Below are 19,308 nucleotides of genomic sequence, written 5' to 3' on the forward strand. Positions count from 1 at the left end.
TAAGTCCTCAGTAGGAATAAGTCAGGCGAGCGAACACGCCTTCGGCACGGTCATCGCCCAGCACCTTTACGCGGTACTGCAGGGAAAAATCGACGTAGGAGCGGGGCGCGTTGTACGCGTCTTCGCGGAACCAATACCGGACGTTGTTACCGACACCCACCCCGCCGGCCTTGCCGGATGATGAGTCCGAACGGCCGTCGGCATCGGTCCGGCTGGTCATCTTCGAGTCGTAGTCGAACGCGGCCACGACATGTGGGAAGCTCACCCAGCGCGAGCCAGCGCCACCGATCGCATAGCTGCGGCCGACCTGCCATTCGCTGTTGAAGTAGTTGCGCGAGTCGTTGACGTAATGACCGGCTTCGGCGAACAACTGCGAGGTCCACCAGCTGGACGCATCGACCCGCAGGTCGGTGCCGACGCTTGAGCCGTATCCCAAACGCAGCAGCCAGTCACCGTCAACGTCCGACGATCCCAAGGGGAATGTGCGTTCAACGGCGGCCATCACGTTCAGATCGGTGAAGGGTTTGACCCGCACGCCGACGGCACCTTGCAGCGCATCGAAACCGGTGTCCGAATCACCGTTCTTGCTCCAGAGCGTGTCGGTGACGCGTCCGTAGAGTTCGACAAAACGGGCGTTGCGATAACCCAAGGGGCGCCAGGACAGTTCGGTGCTGTTTTGCAGGCTGTCATTGCTGTTGCTGCCGCTGCTCGGCGCGGAGCTTAGACCACTGCTCGAACTGTTGCCGCGATAGCTGGTGGTGCTGGTCAAGCCCATTCTGCGCGAGACATCGCCCACCGCGCGGCGGGTGTCGAACAGTTGCTGCGCGGGCATGTCCAGTTCACCGGCATGCTGCGCGTCGATGACGCGCTCGAAGTAGCCTACAGCTTGCTGGTCTTCGTTGGCGCGCATCGCGGTGTAGGCCGCATCCTGAGTGGCCGTCGGCGTGAGCCGGGTGTCTGCATCGGCCTTGCGGAACGAGCCGAGGGCGCCGTCATCATCGCCGGCCTGGACCGACAAGTAAGCGAGCTGCAGGTCACTCATCGATTCCAGTTCGCCCGTGTCCCGCGCTTGTTGCAGTCGTTCGCGGGCGGTGCGGCGCTGGCCGATGGCGGCATACAGACTGGCTTCTTCGTAAGCGGGCAGGCTGCCGAGGGCCAGTGCCTGGGTAAAATCCTTGCGCGCCCCGGCATCGTCGCCGGATTGCTGACGCAAACGACCGCGCTGGGCCAGCAGCCGCGCGTCATCGCCATTGAGCCTGAGACCGTCACTGGCCGCCGCGATGGCTTCGGGCACACGCTTCTGGTCGGTCAAGGCGCTGACCAGCAGACGTCGGTACGCCGGATTCTGTGGCGCCCGGGCAATCGCCTCGTTCGCCAGCACCACCGCGGACGCGGGGTCCTTGCCAGCCAGGGCCGCGTAGGCCTGAGCGGCTTTGTCGGTTCCGGCATCACGCTGATTGCCAGGCCAAATGTCACAGACTAGGCCGAAGGCGGTTTCCTGACAGTTCAAGGCCGGTGCCGGAAAAGGGGCAATAGCGTTCAAGCCGTTGTTTTTCTGCCGCAGCGCCATTCGGGCGGCGGTACGTCGGCGGGCCACTTCGCCGCCTTCATCGTCGGCCAGTGGCTGCAAATGATCGAGCGCTTGCTGAGGCTCGCCATGGGCCAGTGCGGCGTCCGCGGCGAAGAAACGAATGTCACGAGTTTCCGCTTCCAGCAAGCCATCGATGGCCAGGGCGTGATTCAGGTCAGCCTGGGCAGCCTGAGTCTTACCCTGACGATCAAGGGCGTAGCTGCGCAGAATCCACGGAGCGATTTCCCCATCGTCTTGTGCCAAAGCGCCTGACGCGGTCTGTTCGGCGCCACGGTAATCGTGGGCAGCGAGCAGGGCACTGATCAGCAATTGCTGATTGGCGCCGATTTCCGGGGACAGGGCGACGGCTTTTCGGGCCTGGTCAACGGCGAGGGTCGCATTGCCTTGCTCCAAGGCGCGATAACCCTGAACCGCCAGAGGCGCCGCCAGTTGACGACGAATCGCTTCACGACGCATCAACAACGTATCGTCGTCCGGGAACACCGCGAGGGCCTGGGTGGTGGCTTGATCCGCTTCCTGTAGATGTTGTTGGCGTTGCAACGACTCGATCAGTAGCAGTCGATAATCCATGCGTTTGGGCGCTTGGGCGATGGCTTTGCGTGCCGCTTGGGCAGCCACGCCGAAGTCATCGCGGTCATAGGCCTTGAACGCCTGGGCAGCGGCGCCGAAGCCCGGTGCCTGACGTGATTGCGGGTAGCGCTTGGGATGGTCTCGCTGTTCCTTGTCGCGTTGCGCCAGTGCAATCAAGGTGTTCAAGCGAGTGATATCAGCGCGCTGACGCAACGCTTCGCGGGCCTTGGCGATGGCCAGGTCGTAGTCTTTACGCTCGTACGCGCTGTACGCCTCGTTGGCAGTTTCAAAGGCCGGGCCGGTCAACGGCAGGGGCAGCGTCTCGGCATGAGCAAGCCCAGGTAACAGGCTTAGCCCCGTGGCCATCAGGGTCAGGAAGGGGCGGTTCATGCCGGAAGCTCCGCAGGGTAGTGGCTGTGCTGACGCGCCACGGCCTTTTCGATGGTGGAGCGGGGCAGCACGCCTCTGTCGACCAGATAGTCGCCAATGCGTCCGTGATGCTGCGGGCGGTACTGCAACATGGAGCGGCTGAACACGTCGCGATCCAGCAGCCCCATTTCGATCAACAGGTCGCCCAGCAGCGGCGCACGGGCATCCGGCACGGGTTGGCCTTCACGCACGTTCAGTTGACGCAATTGCGCGACGATTTCGCTTTCACGTGCAATCAGTTGCACCGGTTCGCTGCCCAGTTCATCGCTGACCTGTTGCAGACCTTCGGCCGGAAGAGGGCTGGCGACGGCGACTTGCGCGCGGCCGTCGGCATTCAAGCCAAGCGGCACCACGCGCCAGCGCAGGGCGAACTCATCGTCCAGCGTCAGGATTGAGTCCCGTGCCTTGGCGGCCACATCGAATACCCGTGGCAGATCGTTCTGGAAGGCGATGGCTTCAGCCAGCGTCTCGTCGTCCAGCCAGCCGTTGCTGAGCAAAATCCGCCCCAAGGGCATGTGCCGGTTTTTCTGTTCGGCGAGGGCGCTTTGCAGGTCAGCATCGTTGATCGCCTGCCAGGACAGCAACACGCTGCCCAGCTTGCGCGGTGCGGCAGCCACCAGGTCGGTGGACGGGAAGTCGTGCATGGTCTTGTCCCACACCAGTTTGCGGTTCAGCGCCTTGCCGACCAGGAACATGCGCCAGGCGCGTGAGGCGGCCATGAAGTTGACGAAGTTGCCCACCACCATGCGCGGGATGGACAGCAAGCCGTGCTGCCAGCCGTACAGTACGGTGGTGAAATAGCAGCGGTGCGCGATACGCCAGGCCAGCGCGATACCGTTGGCCAGTAACAGGTATTGGATAAAGCCATTGGTTTCAAAGGGTGTCGGGAAACTCACGTCCCACAGGCCACTCTGGCGCAGGATGATCAGGCCCAACAGCTGCACCAGAATCACGTAGGCGATGATGCTGACGAACGCCGTCACCACGCCCTTGCGGTCACGAAACAGCAGATAACGGTTGGCCAGCGAGCCGTTCCAGCCCATTTGCTCCCAACCTTGCAGGCCAATGCCCAGCGTCCAGCGGGCTTTCTGGCGGAACGCGGTACGGAAGGTATCGGGAAAGAATTCCCGCACGCACAACGGCATCTTCAGGGTCGATTCGTAAGGTTTGCGAAACCATGATTTACGCAACACGCGAAACTGCACCGGGAAGCGCACGAAGATGGCGTTCATGCCGACCTTGGCCAGGCGTGCGCCGACGTCGTAGTCCTCGGTGAGGCTGTCAGTGTTAAACGGCTGGTTCTGGGTTTCCCCGGCCAGTACGCGCAAGGCACGATGGGAGAAACAAGTGCCGACCCCGGCAGAAGGCACCGTGTCGGTCATGCTTTCACGCACCACCAAATCCTTGCCATGCCATTCGGCGAATTCGTCCATGTAGGTGCCGGCCACCCATTCGTACCAGTTGCGCTCCAGTGAAACCACGGGTAACTGGATCATGTCCTTGCGCGGCAGCAAGTAGTTGAACAGGCGCAACTCCATCGGGTGCAGTACGTCTTCGCTGTCGTGCAGCACCACGCCGGCGAAGGTCATGCCGTGGGTTTTCTCGTGCAGAAAGATCGCCTGGATCACCCAGTTCAGGCAGTCGGCCTTGCAGGTCGGCCCGGCATGCGGGACTTCCACGCGATGCAGCTGCTTGTAGCGCCGACGCATGCGTTCCACTTCATCAATGGTGCGTTGGTCATTGATGTAGGTGCCGACGAAAACCACATAGTTCTGGTAATCCAGAGTCGACACCATGTTCTCGATCATCGGTGCGATGACGTCATATTCCAGCCAGGCCGGGACCATGATCGCCAACGGCTGTTCATCCCGGGCCATCAACTGCTCGGCGGTCAGTGGCCGGTATTTGCGATCCACGGTGAACTTGCGAAACAGGCGGCGAGACCAGTACCACAGGTCAATGAACAGATCGTCCAGGCTGGAGATCAGGATCAGCACCGCGACCACGATGGTCGAGATCTCCAGGAAGCTGTAGTAGTGGGCCAGCCAGTAGGGCCAATAAAGCGACGTCATCGAAAGTTTCCGTTACTGGCGATTGCGACGGGCGCTACGGCCAGCCAGCAACAGGATGAGGACCAACAGGATGCCACCCGGAATCAGCCACAACAGCGACGGCTTGCGCCAGGCGTCGAGGCCCTTGGGTTCTTCGTTGTCGATCAATTGGCTGCCACTTGGGTCCTGGGTGTCGAAGGTGGTCAATGCACCGTTGTCACCGAGGATGGCCACGTCGCCGCGGGTCAGCAGAATCTGTTTGGCGAAGCGTGGTGCGTCATTGCCCAGGGCGCGATAGACCAGACCGTGCTGGCCGCCGGCATCCACCACTTGCAACGAGGCCAGGTGGTTGAGGGGATGGATGTCCAACAACATCTGATCCTTGTGATTGATGCGCAAGCGACCCTGATCATCGACCTGCACCGATTCCTTGCTGTCCTTGACCGGCAGCTCGAAGGCGAGGAAGGCTTTGTCCGGCGTGACCGAAACCTTTGGGTCGGCGCTGACGTTCAGTTGCGCCCGCAGCGGCGAAACACCGGCGGCGTCAGCCACCGAAATCACCTGCGGCAAGCTGCTCGCCGGATGATCGAGGTAGGCCTGTGGTACGAGGATTTGCGTGTCCATGGCAAAGCGCGCGGCCATGCCGGAGAAGTCATCAGCCAGCGCGGTTTTTTCCAGCACGATGTGGCTGGTCGGCAGCACCGAGACCGGGAAGGCCTGTGGCGTTTCCAGGCAACGATCGCTGACCGGCTGACGCTGGAACGACACGCGCAGCACGTTCTTCGAACCCAGGGCGTAACGCGGGATACGTGCTTCGATGCGTTGCTGTTCACCGTTGGCCACGAGCTGTTGCGCGCCAATCAGGTAATCGTTGAGAAACAGCGAGGCCACCGGCGCGGTGTCAGAGGCACCGGGGGCGGCAGACACATCGACCACCGCCTTCACCGGCAGGCGACCGTCGTAGGCCACGCTGCCCAGAGGGAACGAGGTGCTCCAGTCGGACTTGGCCAGCACGTCGATGGCGCCAGGGTTACCGCCCAAGCGCGACAAGGCCACACGGCCGTCGGCGCTCAAGGGCATCTGTGCTTCGCTGACCGTCAATTGGCGGCTGCGTGCCAGTGTGTTCCAGGCCGAGCTGAACAGGGCCAATGCCTTGCCGGTCGCTTGCGGCGCGATCATCAGCATCGGGCGTGTGCCCAGCAATGCCAGGCGCACGTTGTCGGTACCGGTGGCGGCCAGACCTGCATTGATATGCCGCTCACGCCATTGCGTGAAGGCGTTGGCTGCCGTTGCGTCGAGACCCTGAATCTGGCTTTGCAGCGCTTCCAGCGATTCATTCACGGCTTTGAGCAGCTGCGGGTCGTTGATGGCCAGATCCGCCTGGACGTTCGGCGTCTGCCCCAACATCAACAGCGCTCCGATTTGCGCCGGGTTCGCCAGAACGTGCGAGCCTTTGCCGTTAAGGGCGGCGAACGCTGGAATAGTCTGCAGCTCGGCCGGGATGCGCAGGCCAGTCAGGTCGACAGTGTCTTGTACGGCGGGGAAGGGCAGAACGCGGCTGTGCTTGCCAATCCGCTCCAGTGCCACACCGAGGCGCCAGGCCGCATCGTAGCTGTCGGCGGATAAGGTGCCCGGCGCGACCATGATCCCCGGTTTGCCAGGCAATGCCGTCCAGGCAGCACCGACGTCCTGTAACTGGTTGGCGTCGTAGCTGTAATTGAGGCGAGTGTCCGGTTCGATACGCAATACATTGCCGATGGCGCGCTCGTCTTCGCACAACACACGGGACACGATTGACGACCAGGCAATGCCAAGACGCAGCGAGCCGCTGTCACGCGCTTGCTTGTCCACGCCCAGTGTGGCGCTGGCATCACCCTGGGCTTCGCTGAGCCCTTCAGCGCGTACCGGATAGCCGTCCAACGACAGCAACAGCGTGTTGCGTCCGCCTTCGCCATTGAGGTAACTGGCGTCGAAATTCAGGGTGGCGTCCGTCAGCGGCACACCCGCCGGCACCGGTAGATACAGTTCGCGGCGGGCATCGGTGGAGCCGAGGATGATCGGTGCATCGATCCCCAGATCGCTCAAGCGGATCTCACGCTCTTGTCGGGTGTCGGCGTTGAGCCGGTTGATCGCCTGGGTGAGCGGGCTGTCCGCGGCCAAGGCAAAGGTCGGCATGAGCGCGAGCAGGCTCACGCCACAGGCAAGGGCGCTGAGCGCACCCGTATGGATGGCAACGGAAGACTTCATTCAGGTAGATCTCGAGCTGATAAGGGGATGAGCGGTTTGGTTTATTGAGAGGTAAAAGCCGGGTAATTTTTTTCGGGCACAGGCACCGCTGACGAGTGGTGCAGGAACTTGGGCAAGGGCTGCCCGGCCACGATGAAATCATCGACCGGGCGCCCCATCAGGGCATCAACGATGCGCGCACTGGCCTTGCCATCGCCGTAAGGGTTGGCAGCCTGGGAGCATCGGCGCCACAGCAGGTCGTCATCGAACAATGCGTTAACGCCAGCGATGATCGAGTCCGGCGAGGTGCCGACCAGACGCACAGTTCCCGCCGCGACAGCTTCGGGGCGCTCGGTCACGTCTCGCATGACCAGCACCGGCTTGCCCAGGGAGGGCGCTTCTTCCTGCACGCCACCGGAGTCGGTGAGGATCACATGCGCTCGTTGCATCAGACGCACAAAGGCCAGGTAGTCCAGCGGCTTGATGAGGTGCACGTTCGGCAGATCGCCCAGCTGCTCGGTGACCGGGCCAATGACATTGGGGTTCAAATGCACCGGATAGACGATCTGGATATCAGCGCGCCGCGCCAGATGACTCAAGGCCTTGCAGATATCCAGGAATCCTTCGCCGAAGTTTTCCCGGCGATGCCCGGTCACCAGCAAAACCTTGCGGCCGGTTTGCAGGAACGAGAACTGCTGGTCCAGGCTTGCACGCAAGTCAGCGTCTTGCTCAATGCGCCGCGCCGTCATTTGCAAAGCGTCAATCACCGTATTGCCGGTCACGAAGGCGCGACCCTGCAGGCGTTCGTCGAGCAGGTTCTGGCGCGACTCGTGGGTCGGCGCAAACAACATGTCCGCACCGAGGTCGATGCAGCGGCGGTTCATTTCTTCCGGCCACGGGCTGTAGATATCACCGGTTCGCAGCCCGGCTTCGACATGACCGACCGGAATGCGTCGATGGAACGCAGCCATTGAGGCAACCATGGCCGAAGTGGTGTCGCCATGTACCAGCACCCGGTCCGGACGGGTCATTTCCAGCACGGGGTCAATCGCCCCGTAAAGCGCCGCAGTCAACGAGTTGAGCGACTGGTGCGGCGTCATCACATCGAGGGTGTAATCGGCCTTGAGGTCGAACAGATCAAGCACCTGTTTAAGCATGCTTTGATGTTGGCCGGTGATGCATATCTGCGAATGAATGCCAGGTTCCGCAGCGAGGGCTTTGACTAACGGCGCCATCTTGATGGCTTCTGGACGGGTACCGAAGATCGAAAGGATTTCAACCCTTGAATGATGGCGAGCGATGATGTCTTCCTTGCGCAGTTCTAGCGCGCAACACAACAGCGGCCCAAGTTTTATTGAACTTGAGCACGCCAGCGTTATTTGAATTTAGTAAAGACCGGGGCTATCAGCGTGATATCAGATGTTCACTTCATGTGAGGTGGTGCGACGCCTTAAGCCCGGAACCGGCCGGATTATTAGCATCGATGGTGAATGCTTTAAAGTGTTATATGCGTTATTTTTTTTAATGATCAAAGTTTGAAACTTTTATGTGTGCGGCCGGTCTTTTTTAGTTTTTTGTAATTTTTAGAAAGTTTGTCCTGATTGTTATGGCGATCTCAACATATTAATTTATAACAATATTATAGTTTTTTATATCCACTCGTCGGCGCGAATGAATTACTCATATGTTATAGGGTCGCGCTCTGCATGTTGACGGTCTGACTTTCTAGAGTGAGGGTTATGGTAGTCACTGAAATGACGCCTGTATATCGTCATGATGCAAAAAGTGCTTCTTTGCGAAGTATTAATGAACTTTCGCTCTCTCTTCAATTGTTGATGGCGACGGCGGCCAACATGAATGACAACCAGAAGAGCGTCGATTTACATGTGGGTGGTGAACCGGGACCGCGGTCCGGCGAAGCAACCGCGGCGGCCGATCAATCAGGCGGCGGGGAGCAGGCCTTTCTGTTTGGCGACATGAGTCGCCAGTGCGTCCATCAAGTCCGGCGACAGGCAGTCATAGGGATCCAGGCCGATCGAGCGCAGGCGTTCACGGATGGCCTTCATTTGTGCTGGCGGTGTGCCGGTTTCGATGATGGAGGACACGAACGCAGCGAAGCTCGGCGCGGCCCATCCGCTCTGGGGAGAGAGTTCGGTGTGGACGAAGTCCAGGCCATAAAACGCATGGTCCTTGTTCTCGATGCGCCCGAAGAGATGGGCGTGGCACTGCTTGCAGGCGTGGCGCTGGATGGCGGCGCTTTCGTCGACAATTGCCAGTTTTTCGCCGTGGGCAGTGACGCTGACCTTATCCCGAGGTACTACGGCAATGACGGCGAATGTCGCGCTTTGCGGTTTCCAGCATTTGCTGCAGCCGCACGCGTGATTATGCAGGGTTTGTGCGTCGATCTTGACCTCGACCTTGTCGGTCGCACACAGGCATTGCAGGGTGCCACCTGTGAAATTCGCGGCGGCGGGTTGGATACCATTGTCCAGTGCAGGGTGAAGTTTCAAGGTGCTCACGTTGGCTTCTCCGTTTCAGGGTGTCAGACGAAAGTGCCTGGGGCCGTACACCAGGCCGGTAGATCATTTCGCTCCAGCGGCAAGGCGTGAGTGACGAAGGGCGACAATTCACGCTCGCCATTCATCGCATCCTAGACCCTCTTCGGCAACTGGGGGCGGTGTGAGCATCTGGAAGGGACGGGCGGACTCCAATGCATCATTTGACTTATGGGCAATGTTGAATGTTCATGAGATTTCGTGCCCAGTCCGAATGAATGCAACATTCCCGCCCGTCACCCACATGAAAACCCAGCCCGTCGAACCGGCACTAACCCGTGGATGCGTTGTCAGTAATTGGCGCTTGTGGCGACGAGATTCGTCTCTGATAGCGGCACGTCAGGCTACGTTTAGTGTTTTCTCCAATGCCTTAGGGCAAAAAGCTCGCGATGGATTGCGTCTTCGACCGACTATTCCATTTGCGAGCGACACTCTATGGGTTTGCTTCTCGATCCGCGTCATGACATTGATGCCGCTTTATTAAGCTATCGCCGGGTGTTCTGGTCGCTGGCGCTGTTCAGTGGCGTGATCAACCTGCTGGTGCTGGTGCCATCGCTCTACATGATGCAGGTGTACGATCGGGTCCTCACCAGCCGCAACGAAACCACCTTGTTCATGCTCACCTTGATCGCCCTGGGACTGTTCATGTTCAGCGCCCTGATCGAGTGGGCACGCGGCGAGGTGATGATCCGCATGAGCGCGGGGCTGGACGATGCCTTGGGCGAGCGGATTTTCGACGCCGCCTTCGCCCGCAGCCTGCGCGAGCACAACGCCAACCCGGCGCAGGTGCTCACCGATCTGGCAACGCTGCGGCAGTTGATCACCGGCCAGGGCCTGATCGCCTTGCTCGATGCGCCGTGGTTGCCAATCTTCCTACTGGTGGCGTTCATCTTTCATCCCTGGTTCGGCGTGCTGACGCTGGTTCTGGCCCTGGTGCTGTTCGGCCTGGCGCTGTGGGGCGAGTTGGCGACTCGCACACGCTTGGGCGAAGCCAATCGCCTGGGCGTGCAGTCGTCGATCTATGTAAACAGCACACTACAGAATGCCGAAGTCATCCAGGCTTTGGGCATGCTCGGGCCGTTGCGCCAGCGCTGGAGCCTGCTGCAGCAACGCATCATTGCCGCCCAGTCCCATGCTAGCGACCGCAGCGCGCGGATCACTTCGACGACTCGTTTTGTGCGCATCTCCGGACAGTCGCTGGCCCTGGGCCTGGGGGCGTTGCTGGTGCTTGAAGGCCAATTGTCGGCGGGCATGATGATTGCGATGTCGCTGCTGCTGGGGCGTGCCCTGGCGCCCGTTGAAATCGCCATTGGCTCCTGGAAGCAATTCAACTCCGGCCGCCAGAGCTACCAGCGCCTCAGCCAACTGCTTGCCCAGCATCCGCGCGAGCGCCTGCGCATGCCGTTGCCACCGCCCACCGGAGCGCTGCGCCTGGAGCAGGTGTATGTCGGCCCGCCCGGCGCCTCGCAACCGATCCTGAGGGGCATCAATTTCAGCCTGGCCAAAGGTGATGTGCTCGCCGTCGTTGGCCCCAGCGCCAGTGGTAAATCAACGCTGGCCAGGGCGCTGGTCGGGGTATGGCCGGCCATGGGCGGGTCGGTGCGCCTGGACGACGCCGAGATCAGTCAATGGTCCCACGACGCCCTGGGCCCGCACCTTGGATACCTGCCGCAGGACATCGAGTTGTTCGACGGCAGTGTGGCCGACAACATTGCCCGGTTCGGCGAGCAGGACGCCGACAAGATCATCGCCGCAGGGCGTCACGCCGGCATTCACGAGATGATCCTGAAATTCCCCAAGGGTTACGACACGCCGCTGGGTCCCGGCGGGCTTGGCTTGTCCGGTGGACAAAAGCAACGCCTCGGCCTGGCTCGCGCAATTTATGGGCGCCCGTCGCTGATCGTGCTCGATGAGCCCAACTCCAATCTCGATGAAGCCGGAGAGCTGGCGCTGGTGCAGGCCATCAATGCGCTCAAGGCTGCTGGCAGCACCGTGGTGCTGATTACCCACCGGCCTAATGTGCTGGCGGTGGTCGATCACATCCTGGTGCTCAAGGACGGCACTCAACATGCATTCGGTCCAAGGGATCGGGTGCTCAAGGCATTGAGGCCGGGGCCAAGACCGGCCGCGGTCAGGGAGGCTGGCGGAGATGCGTGATCTGACCCCAGAGGTACAAACGTACAGCGAGCAGGGACTGAGTGTGCGCGGCGCCACACCGCAGTCTCGCGCCAGTACCGACGCCGGGGGAGCTGCACGCTATGGTGTGGGTTTCCTGGTCCTGACGCTGGGCGGCTTCCTGCTCTGGGCCTGTCTGGCGCCGCTCGACCAGGGTGTCGTGGGCAGCGGCACCGTGGTGGTGGCGGGCGAACGCAAGGCTGTGCAGTCGTTGGTCGGTGGGGTGGTGGAAAAGCTGCTGGTCAGCGATGGCGACCGCGTCACCCAGGGACAGTTGCTGGTGCAGCTCAATACGGTGCAGGCACAGTCGCAACTGGACGTGACCCTGGGCAAGTTGCTCAACGATCGCAGCATCGAGGCGCGGTTGATTGCCGAGCGCCTGGGCTCAGCCGAGATCCAATGGCCCGCTGAACTGTTGGAACGCGCCGACGAGTCGCGGGTCAAGGCCGCCATGGCCTTGCAGAGCCAGTTGTTTCTGACCCGCCGCGCAGAATTGGGCAGCCGCTTGCAGATCATCGAACACGAAGCCGCGGCATTGCAGCAGCAATTGCTCGGCTACGAAGGCGTCAAGCGCAACTACGACGCGCAGATGCGCTTCCAGCAGCAGGAGCTGGAAGGCCTGCGTGATTTGGCCCGTGAAGGCTACATTCCGCGCAACAAGCTTTTCGAGGCCGAGCGCAACGCAGCCCAATTGGCTGGACAGATTTCCTCCGGAGTGGGCGATGTCGGCAGGACCCGACAGGCGATCAACGAAAGCCGGCTCAAGGCTTTGCAGGCGCAGCAGGAATTTCGCCGAGATGCAGAAACCCAGCTCAGCGAGGTCTCTGCCGAGGCGGCAGGTTATGCCGATCAGATTCATGCCTTGCAGTTTGAAGTCGACAACGGTGCGATCCGTGCGCCGGCGTCCGGGCAGGTCATGGACGTGAGCATTCATACGGTCGGGGGCGTTGCGCAGGCCGGCCAAACCCTGATGCAGGTGGTGCCGCTGGATGCGCCAATGGCGATCACCGCGCGTTTCGAGCCGCTGATGGCCAATAAGTTGCGCCCGGGTCTGCCGGTGCATGTGCATTTCACCGCGCTGCAACGGGTGGATACGCCGACCGTCACCGGCACGGTGACAACGGTGTCGGCGGACCAGTTGATCAATGAACAAACGCACCAGCCGTATTTTTCCGCGAAGGTCGAAATTCCCGCCAACACCGTCGCCTCGCTGCAGGCCGCCGGCCTGCTGGTGCGCCCCGGTATGCTCGCCGATGTCACGGTGGTGACGGGGGAACGCACCTTGATGAATTACCTGATGAAACCTTTGCGTGAACGCTTGCTTGCGGCCTTCAAAGAGGAATGAGCATGACCGACCGTTACCACTATCGCTGCGGGTGCTTGCGGATTTGTGTACCCGCTGTGGCGGGGGCGGTGCGACGTTTCGCTAAATCCCCTCGCCACATTTTGCCTGTGTTGGTCGTTGACTTTCCATGCACTGAAAATCCCCTGTGGGAGCGGGCTGCTCGCGATAGCGGTGGATCAGTCAGCCTCCATGCCGAATGTACCGCCGCCTTCGCGAGCAAAATGCAACTCAGGCTGTAAAGTCGCTGGCATGCAGCTCCTTGACGCCCACCACTTCGAATTCGAACTCGGGGGTGGCGTCGGCGTTGACGCTGCCGTAGAGGATGCCATCGGCAAAGCGCAGTTGGCCGGTGGCGTTGGTGGGGTCGAAGGCGTTGCTGCCGATGAACATGAAGGCGTCGACGGTGGCGGTCAGCGGGTTGGCGTCCAGGCCGGTGAAATCCAGATGATCACCCTCGGTGGTCTTGAAGCCGCTGATCACATCGCGCAAAGCCCCGACGCCCATGTCCGACAGCGCACCAAACGCGTAGGTGTCCGCGCCAGTGCCGCCGGTGAGGTTGTCGGTACCTGCACCGCCGATCAGCCGGTCATCGCCCGAACCACCCAAAAGCGTGTCGTTCCCGGCACCACCGTTCAGAATGTTCGCGGCGCTGTTCCCCGACAGACTGTCGGCATAGGCGCTTCCCGTCACGTTTTCGAAGAATTTCAAGGTGTCGAGCCCGGAACCCACGGTGTTTTGTTGTGCGGACGTCGAAAGGTTTACGGTAACCCCCGCCAAGGCACGCTCGAAGGACACCGTGTCATTGCCATCGCGTCCGTCCAGCACGTTGTTGCCGGCACCGGCGAACAGCGTGTTGTCCAGCGCGTTGCCCGTGCCATTGGCGGCACCAGCGCTGTTGACATACAGATTCTCGACGTTGCTGCCGAGGGTGTAGGCCGCCAGGCTGCTGTGCACGCTGTCGATCCCTCCAGGCACCGCATTGCTGTTGGTCTCGATCGCGGTGTCGTCGGCATCGTCGACATAGTAGGTGTCGTCGCCATCGCCACCGCTCATGCTGTCGGCCCCTGCGGCACCATCGAGCACGTTGTCGGCGGCATTGCCGGTGATGAAGTTGCGCCGCTCATTGCCGGTGCCGTCGATCTCCGACACCCCGGTGAGCACCAGGTTCTCGAGATTGGCGCCCAGCGTCCAGCTAACCGAGGCCTGGACGGTATCGATCTGCGAGGTCGAGGTGTTGGTTTCCACCACGCTGTCGAACGCGTTATCGACCACGTAGATGTCGTTGCCATCGCCACCGGTCATGGTGTCGGCGCCCAGGTCGCCATCCAGTGTGTCGTTGCCCGAACTGCCCACCAGGGTATCCGCCTGATCAGTGCCGGAAATCATCCCGCCCTGGTTCTGAGCGTTGTCGAAAATGGCCTGCACGCTGTTGTTGTCGTTGGGGTTGCCCTGGAAGCCAAGGTCATTGGCAATGTAATCGGCCAGGCGCTGGCCGACGATTTCCGCCGATTCCTCATGCAGGTGCCAGACGTCGTCCGGGTACACCAGCGGATCAACCTCGTAGCGCAAGGGCAGGTCGGTGTAGTCCACTGCCAGCTTGACGTCAGCACGCTCGGCGGCAATGGCCTCTTGGGCGGCGCGGACATAGCCAACCCCCTCGACGATGGAGGCAATTTTCTCTTCCGAATAACCACGGGCACGCGCCGCGTCCTGCTCGTAGTGACCAGTTTCCATCATGTACACGCTGAAGTTGCCGAACTGGGCATGCAGGTAATCAAACACATTCAGGGTCGCGGCCTTGTACGCCGCTGCTGCCGCGGCTTTGTCCGTGGAGCGGCCAATCTCCTGGGCGGCTTCCTCGCCCTGGCCCCAGATGATGCCCATGGTGACCTTATCGATGGATTTGAGTTCGGTGAGCTGATCCCCCAGTAACGCCACGGCACGCAATAGCGCAGGCCCGGGTTGGTTGGTGTCGGTCAGCCACCAGCACAACTTAAGTTCCTCGGCGCCCAGGGTCGACATGCCATTGACCGTGCTGCCACCCACCGCGATGTCGATGCCATTGCCGTCGGCGTCGGCGAACTGGCTGCGCACGTCATAGTTGGTGTAGCGGTCCAGGTCCTTGACCAGCATTGAGGTGCCGGATTGATCGTCGTCCTCCGTCATGCGCAAAAGGCGCGCATTGGATTGGCCGAGAGTGGGCAGGTAGAGGATGTCTTGCTGGGCGCGCTCGCCGAACACGAAATCACTGGCGGTCAAGGTGTTGAGGTAGTTGCCGTTGAGGGCGATTTCGAAGCGATTGCCATCGGCGTCGGCCTCAGCGGATTTGATGTAGGTCTTGTCGCCGGCCGCGTTGAGGGTCATGTACAGCGTGCCATTGCTGCCATCGCCGAGGCCGAGAAAGCCCAGCGCTGAAACGTCGATCTTGTCGACGCCCGCGGTGAAGTCGTAGACCGTGTCGGTCGCCGTGACACCGCCGGTGTCGTAGTCGCGGTAACTGTCGAGTACGTTGGTGTAGCGGAAGGTGTCGGCACCGTCGCCGCCGTACAGCGAATCGCGTCCGGCGCCGCCGTCGACGATGTCCGCGCCGGTGCCGGCCTTGATTGTGTCGTTGCCACCGAGGCCGAGGATCAGGTCTGCGCCCGCCGTGCCGTTGAGGCTTTCGGCGTTGTTGGTGCCGGTGATGGTGTTGGCGGGCGCATCGGCCACCGCCAGGGCGAAGCTGTCGCTGACTGACGCGCCTGAAGGATCGGTGGCCTTGACCAGTACGTTGTAATTGCCGGACGCCGTGCTGGTCGGGGTGCCGGTGAACGTCAGGCTGGTGGCGTTGAAACTTAGCCAAGCGGGCAGGGCGCTGCCGTCGGCGAGGGTCGCGGTGTAGGTCAGCGCATCCTGGTTGGCGTCGGTGAAGCTGTCGTGGGTTACGGTGTAGTTGAACGGCGTGCTTTCGGTGGCGTTCTGGTCGAGGAGGGGGATGGCCACCACCGGTGCTACATTGCTGGGGGTGTTTGGGTCGGCGAAGACGAAATGACTTGCCGTCAGACTGTTCACCAGGTTGCCCGCCAGTGACACCTCGAAGCGGTTGCCGTTGGCGTCGACGGTGAGATCCTTGAGGTAGGTGCGGTTACTCGAGGCGCTGTAGGTCACTTGCAGCGTGCCGTTCAGGCCACTGCCCAGGCCCGTGTAGCCGAGTGCCGAGACATCGATCTTGTCGGCAGCCACATCGAAATCGAGGATCTGGTCACCGGCACTGGTGGACCCGGTGCGGTAGCTGTCGAGTTTTGAGGTGAAGCGGAACACGTCGGCACCCGCGCCGCCGGTGAGTTTGTCTACGCCGGTGCCGCCAACCAGAATGTCGTCGCCGGCGCCGCCATTAAGGGTGTCGTTACCGGCGCCACCGAACAGTTGTTCGTTGGCAGCGGTGCCCGTCAGCGTGTCGTTGTTCGGCGTGCCATTGATCACAGTGGGTGCGGCGGGTACGTCCTGTACGGCCAGGGTAAAGCTGTCGTTGACGGTTGCATTGCTGCCATCGGACGCGGTGACCTGTATGGAGTAAGTGCCCGATGCCGTGTCGCTTGGTGTGCCGCTGAAGGTGCGGGTGGCGGCGTCGAAGGTCAGCCAACCGGGCAGGGCGCTGCCATTGGCCAGTTTGGCGGTGTAACTGAGGCTGTCGTTATCCGGATCGGTAAAACTGGTGGCCGGCACCACGTAGCTGAACGGGGTGTTTTCAGTGGCGTTCTGATCCAGCAATGCCGTTGCCACCACCGGCGCATGGTTGACCGTTGGCGAGGTGGCAAAGACGAAATTGGCGCTGGTCAGTTTGTCGAGGTAATTGCCGTCCAGCGCTACCTCGAAGCGGTTGCCATTGGCGTCGGCAGTCAGGGTCTTGATGTAAGTCTTGGTGCCGGTGGTGTTGAGCACCAGGTACACGGTGTTGTTTTTGCCGTCCCCCAGGCCGGTGAAACCCATGGCCGAGAGGTCGATCTTGTCGGCGGTGGTATCGAAGTCGGTGATCAGGTCGCCCAGGTTGGCGCCGCCGGTGTTGTAGTTGCGGTAACTGTCCAGGCGGTTGGAGAACACGAAGGTGTCCGCCCCGGCACCACCGGTGAGGGTATCCATGCCGGCGCCGCCGTCAATTTTGTCGTCGCCCGCGCCGCCACTGAGGCTGTCGTTGCCCGCCAGACCGAGCAGGGTGTCGGCAGAATCACTGCCCAACAGCGAGTCGCTGCCGCTGGTGCCGGTGACCACCCGATTGAAAATAAAGTTGCTGGCGGTCAGGGTGCTGGCCAGGTTGCCCGAGAGAATCAACTCGAAGCGATTGCCGCTGGCGTCGGCATCGTAGTCCTTGATGTAGGTGCGGTCGTTGCTGGCGCTGTAGCTGACCTGCAAGGTGCCGCCACGGCCATTGCCCAGGCCGGTGAAGCCGAGGCCGGCGAGGTCGATCTTGTCCTGGGTGACGTCGAAGTCGGTAAGGGTGTCATCGAAGCTTGCGGTAGCGTTGCGGTAACTGTCGGACTGGGCGACGAAACGGAACGTATCGGCACCCGTGCCGCCGGTGAGTTTGTCGATGCCTGCTCCGCCCACCAAAATGTCGTCACCGGCCCCGCCATTGATGGTGTCGTTGCCGGCTGCGCCATAGAAAATCTCGCTGGCGGCGCTGCCCAGCAGGGTGTCGTTGCCAGCCGTGCCTTGCACGGTGGTCATCGGCACCGTGGCGCTGACGTAGCTGCCGTCGCCATAGACCAGCGTGGCGCCCTTGCTGGTGTGGCTGATGGTGTTGCCGATGATGGCGTTGCGATCGGTGCCGTCTTCATTGCGCTCTGCAACACCGTAGGTCGACAGGTTGCTGCCGCTGATGATGTTGCCCTGGATCGTGTTGTCGCTGCCGTTGAAGTACTTGCCGGACACGCCCAGGGTGTCGTCGTAGGACTGGATGATGATTTCCGGTACGGGGTTGCCCAGGGAATTGTTGTTGAGCGTGTTGTCGATGATCTCGACGTGGTTGCTGCCGTAGACGCGGATCCCGGCGCTGGTGTTGTCGTGGATATCGACGCCGTCGACGGTCACGTCGCTGGACAGTTTGATCAGCACCCCTTCGGCGCCGTTGCCGTACACCTCGCCACCGGTGATGGTGATGTTACTGGGGGAGGGGATGTTCTCGCTGCCGCGCTGCACCACGATGCCATTGCCGCCATTGTTGTAGGCAACGTTGTTGGTGAGCGTGAAGTCGTGGGTACTGGTGACGACGTTGAATCCGTGGCGGTCGTTGTCGTAGGCGACGTTGTTTTCGAAGGTGCTGTCGCTGAGGAAGTCAGCAACGAAGCCGTCCAGGCCATTGCCATGGGACACGCTGTTCTTGATGACCATGTTGACGGTCTGCTCGTGGGGGTCGAAACCGTACCCGGAGCAATCCTTGATCTCGACGCTGTCGAGGGTGACGTTGGAGTCGTAGCCTGCCTGGCCGGGAATGTAGCCGTTGAACCAACCGTCGATCTTGCCGGTGGTGTGGTCGCGGTTCCCGTCGATGGTGAGGTTACTGACGCCAAAGTCGTGGGTTTCCTCGCCATAGGCCGAGCGGATGACACCCGTGATCTTGGTGTCGGATCCGTCAGCCACCTTGACGTTGGTTTCGCCCATGCCGTCGCCGTACAGGTAGACGTTACTCTTGAGCATCAAGCAGCCGTCGGAGGGTTCCTCGCCTCCGGAAACGATATAAGTTCCGGTCGGCATATACACCTGCCCCCCGCCTGCTGCGGCCGCTGCATCAATCGCACTTTGTATCGCCGCCGTGTCGTCGGTGATGCCATCTCCTTTGGCGCCAAAATTTTGTACATTGAAAATCATGAGCTTATCTCCGTATCAGGCTAGAACCTCGCTAGACGCCAATATTCCATCGACGGCCACCGTGTTATGACCCAGCGGAGCGTAAAAGTTATGACCGCATATCGGGGAAGTGTCAAAAAATCGGACTAACTGATCAATGGTTGTGAGGTGTTTCGAAAAAGTAACGTTCTGTTGACGCTTGCTCAGAGTTGTTCAGTGTGGGGATGAAGAGCTATGGCGAGCGCCTACGTTCTTGTTGATGACTGGATATGAACAGGCACGCTCTGTCGTCGCGGCATTGGCAGGTGATTGGGAAAACCATATATACACCGCAGCAGATATTTGAAGAGACCCGAAAAGCGATTTACGTGGCTAACGCAGTAATACAGGGCTTTCATTGAAGGTGGTCGGCGGAGTCCAATCATTTGACGGATTAATGTGTCGGTGGCTCTTTACCTTGTATGCGGGAAAACATATATTCGTCAAACCGCATGTGAGCTGAGGCTTCACAATGACCAGCAAAGCCCGTGTCCTGTTCGTCTG

General features: G+C 61.0%; 8 protein-coding genes. 2 read left to right on the top strand and 6 right to left on the bottom strand.

Annotation, left to right across the window (positions count from 1 at the left end):
• Positions 1 to 7 precede the first annotated feature (7 nt).
• The 5 genes from ACYZT0_RS10495 to gfa form a co-directional block, all read right to left on the bottom strand.
• On the bottom strand, positions 8 to 2,551 hold the full coding sequence (locus ACYZT0_RS10495; RefSeq protein ID WP_462045767.1) for an NfrA family protein: 2,544 nt from the start codon (positions 2,549 to 2,551) through the stop codon (positions 8 to 10).
• The gene (locus tag ACYZT0_RS10500; RefSeq protein ID WP_462045768.1) at positions 2,548 to 4,662 is read right to left on the bottom strand and encodes a glycosyl transferase family protein; all 2,115 of its coding nucleotides are present in this window, start codon (positions 4,660 to 4,662) and stop codon (positions 2,548 to 2,550) included. The genes ACYZT0_RS10495 and ACYZT0_RS10500 overlap by 4 nt, the downstream gene beginning before the upstream one ends.
• A 12-nt stretch (positions 4,663 to 4,674) precedes the next feature.
• Positions 4,675 to 6,888 carry a hypothetical protein gene (locus ACYZT0_RS10505; protein ID WP_462045769.1) on the bottom strand — a complete coding sequence of 738 codons (2,214 nt, stop codon included), beginning with the start codon at positions 6,886 to 6,888 and terminating at the stop codon, positions 4,675 to 4,677.
• 41 nt (positions 6,889 to 6,929) lie between these two features.
• Positions 6,930 to 8,141, bottom strand: a complete 1,212-nt coding sequence (gene wecB / locus ACYZT0_RS10510; RefSeq protein ID WP_462046541.1) for a non-hydrolyzing UDP-N-acetylglucosamine 2-epimerase — start codon at positions 8,139 to 8,141, stop codon at positions 6,930 to 6,932.
• A gap of 666 nt (positions 8,142 to 8,807) precedes the next feature.
• The gene (gene gfa / locus ACYZT0_RS10515; protein ID WP_462045770.1) at positions 8,808 to 9,386 is read right to left on the bottom strand and encodes an S-(hydroxymethyl)glutathione synthase; all 579 of its coding nucleotides are present in this window, start codon (positions 9,384 to 9,386) and stop codon (positions 8,808 to 8,810) included.
• A gap of 471 nt (positions 9,387 to 9,857) precedes the next feature.
• Between gfa and ACYZT0_RS10520 the strand changes: the two genes are divergently transcribed.
• Together ACYZT0_RS10520 and ACYZT0_RS10525 are read left to right on the top strand one after the other, a co-directional pair.
• Positions 9,858 to 11,579, top strand: a complete 1,722-nt coding sequence (locus tag ACYZT0_RS10520) for a type I secretion system permease/ATPase (RefSeq protein ID WP_462045771.1) — start codon at positions 9,858 to 9,860, stop codon at positions 11,577 to 11,579.
• Positions 11,572 to 12,942: an HlyD family type I secretion periplasmic adaptor subunit gene (locus ACYZT0_RS10525; RefSeq protein WP_462045772.1), complete on the top strand. Its 1,371-nt coding sequence runs from the start codon at positions 11,572 to 11,574 to the stop codon at positions 12,940 to 12,942. Before ACYZT0_RS10520 ends, ACYZT0_RS10525 begins: the two co-directional genes overlap by 8 nt.
• A 228-nt stretch (positions 12,943 to 13,170) precedes the next feature.
• Here the strand turns inward: ACYZT0_RS10525 and ACYZT0_RS10530 are convergent, their stop codons facing one another.
• Positions 13,171 to 18,786: a putative Ig domain-containing protein gene (locus tag ACYZT0_RS10530; RefSeq protein WP_462045773.1), complete on the bottom strand. Its 5,616-nt coding sequence runs from the start codon at positions 18,784 to 18,786 to the stop codon at positions 13,171 to 13,173.
• Positions 18,787 to 19,308: the final 522 nt, after the last annotated feature.

Source organism: Pseudomonas sp. ZS1P83, from assembly GCF_054897825.1.

Excerpts from the sequence above, each read along its gene's own strand:
- ACYZT0_RS10495 (WP_462045767.1), bottom strand. The coding sequence starts at position 2,551 with ATGAACCGCCCCTTCCTGACCCTGATGGCCACGGGGCTAAGCCTGTTA.
- ACYZT0_RS10500 (WP_462045768.1), bottom strand. The coding sequence starts at position 4,662 with ATGACGTCGCTTTATTGGCCCTACTGGCTGGCCCACTACTACAGCTTC.
- ACYZT0_RS10530 (WP_462045773.1), bottom strand. The coding sequence starts at position 18,786 with ATGATTTTCAATGTACAAAATTTTGGCGCCAAAGGAGATGGCATCACC.
- ACYZT0_RS10505 (WP_462045769.1), bottom strand. The coding sequence starts at position 6,888 with ATGAAGTCTTCCGTTGCCATCCATACGGGTGCGCTCAGCGCCCTTGCC.
- ACYZT0_RS10520 (WP_462045771.1), top strand. The coding sequence starts at position 9,858 with ATGGGTTTGCTTCTCGATCCGCGTCATGACATTGATGCCGCTTTATTA.
- ACYZT0_RS10525 (WP_462045772.1), top strand. The coding sequence starts at position 11,572 with ATGCGTGATCTGACCCCAGAGGTACAAACGTACAGCGAGCAGGGACTG.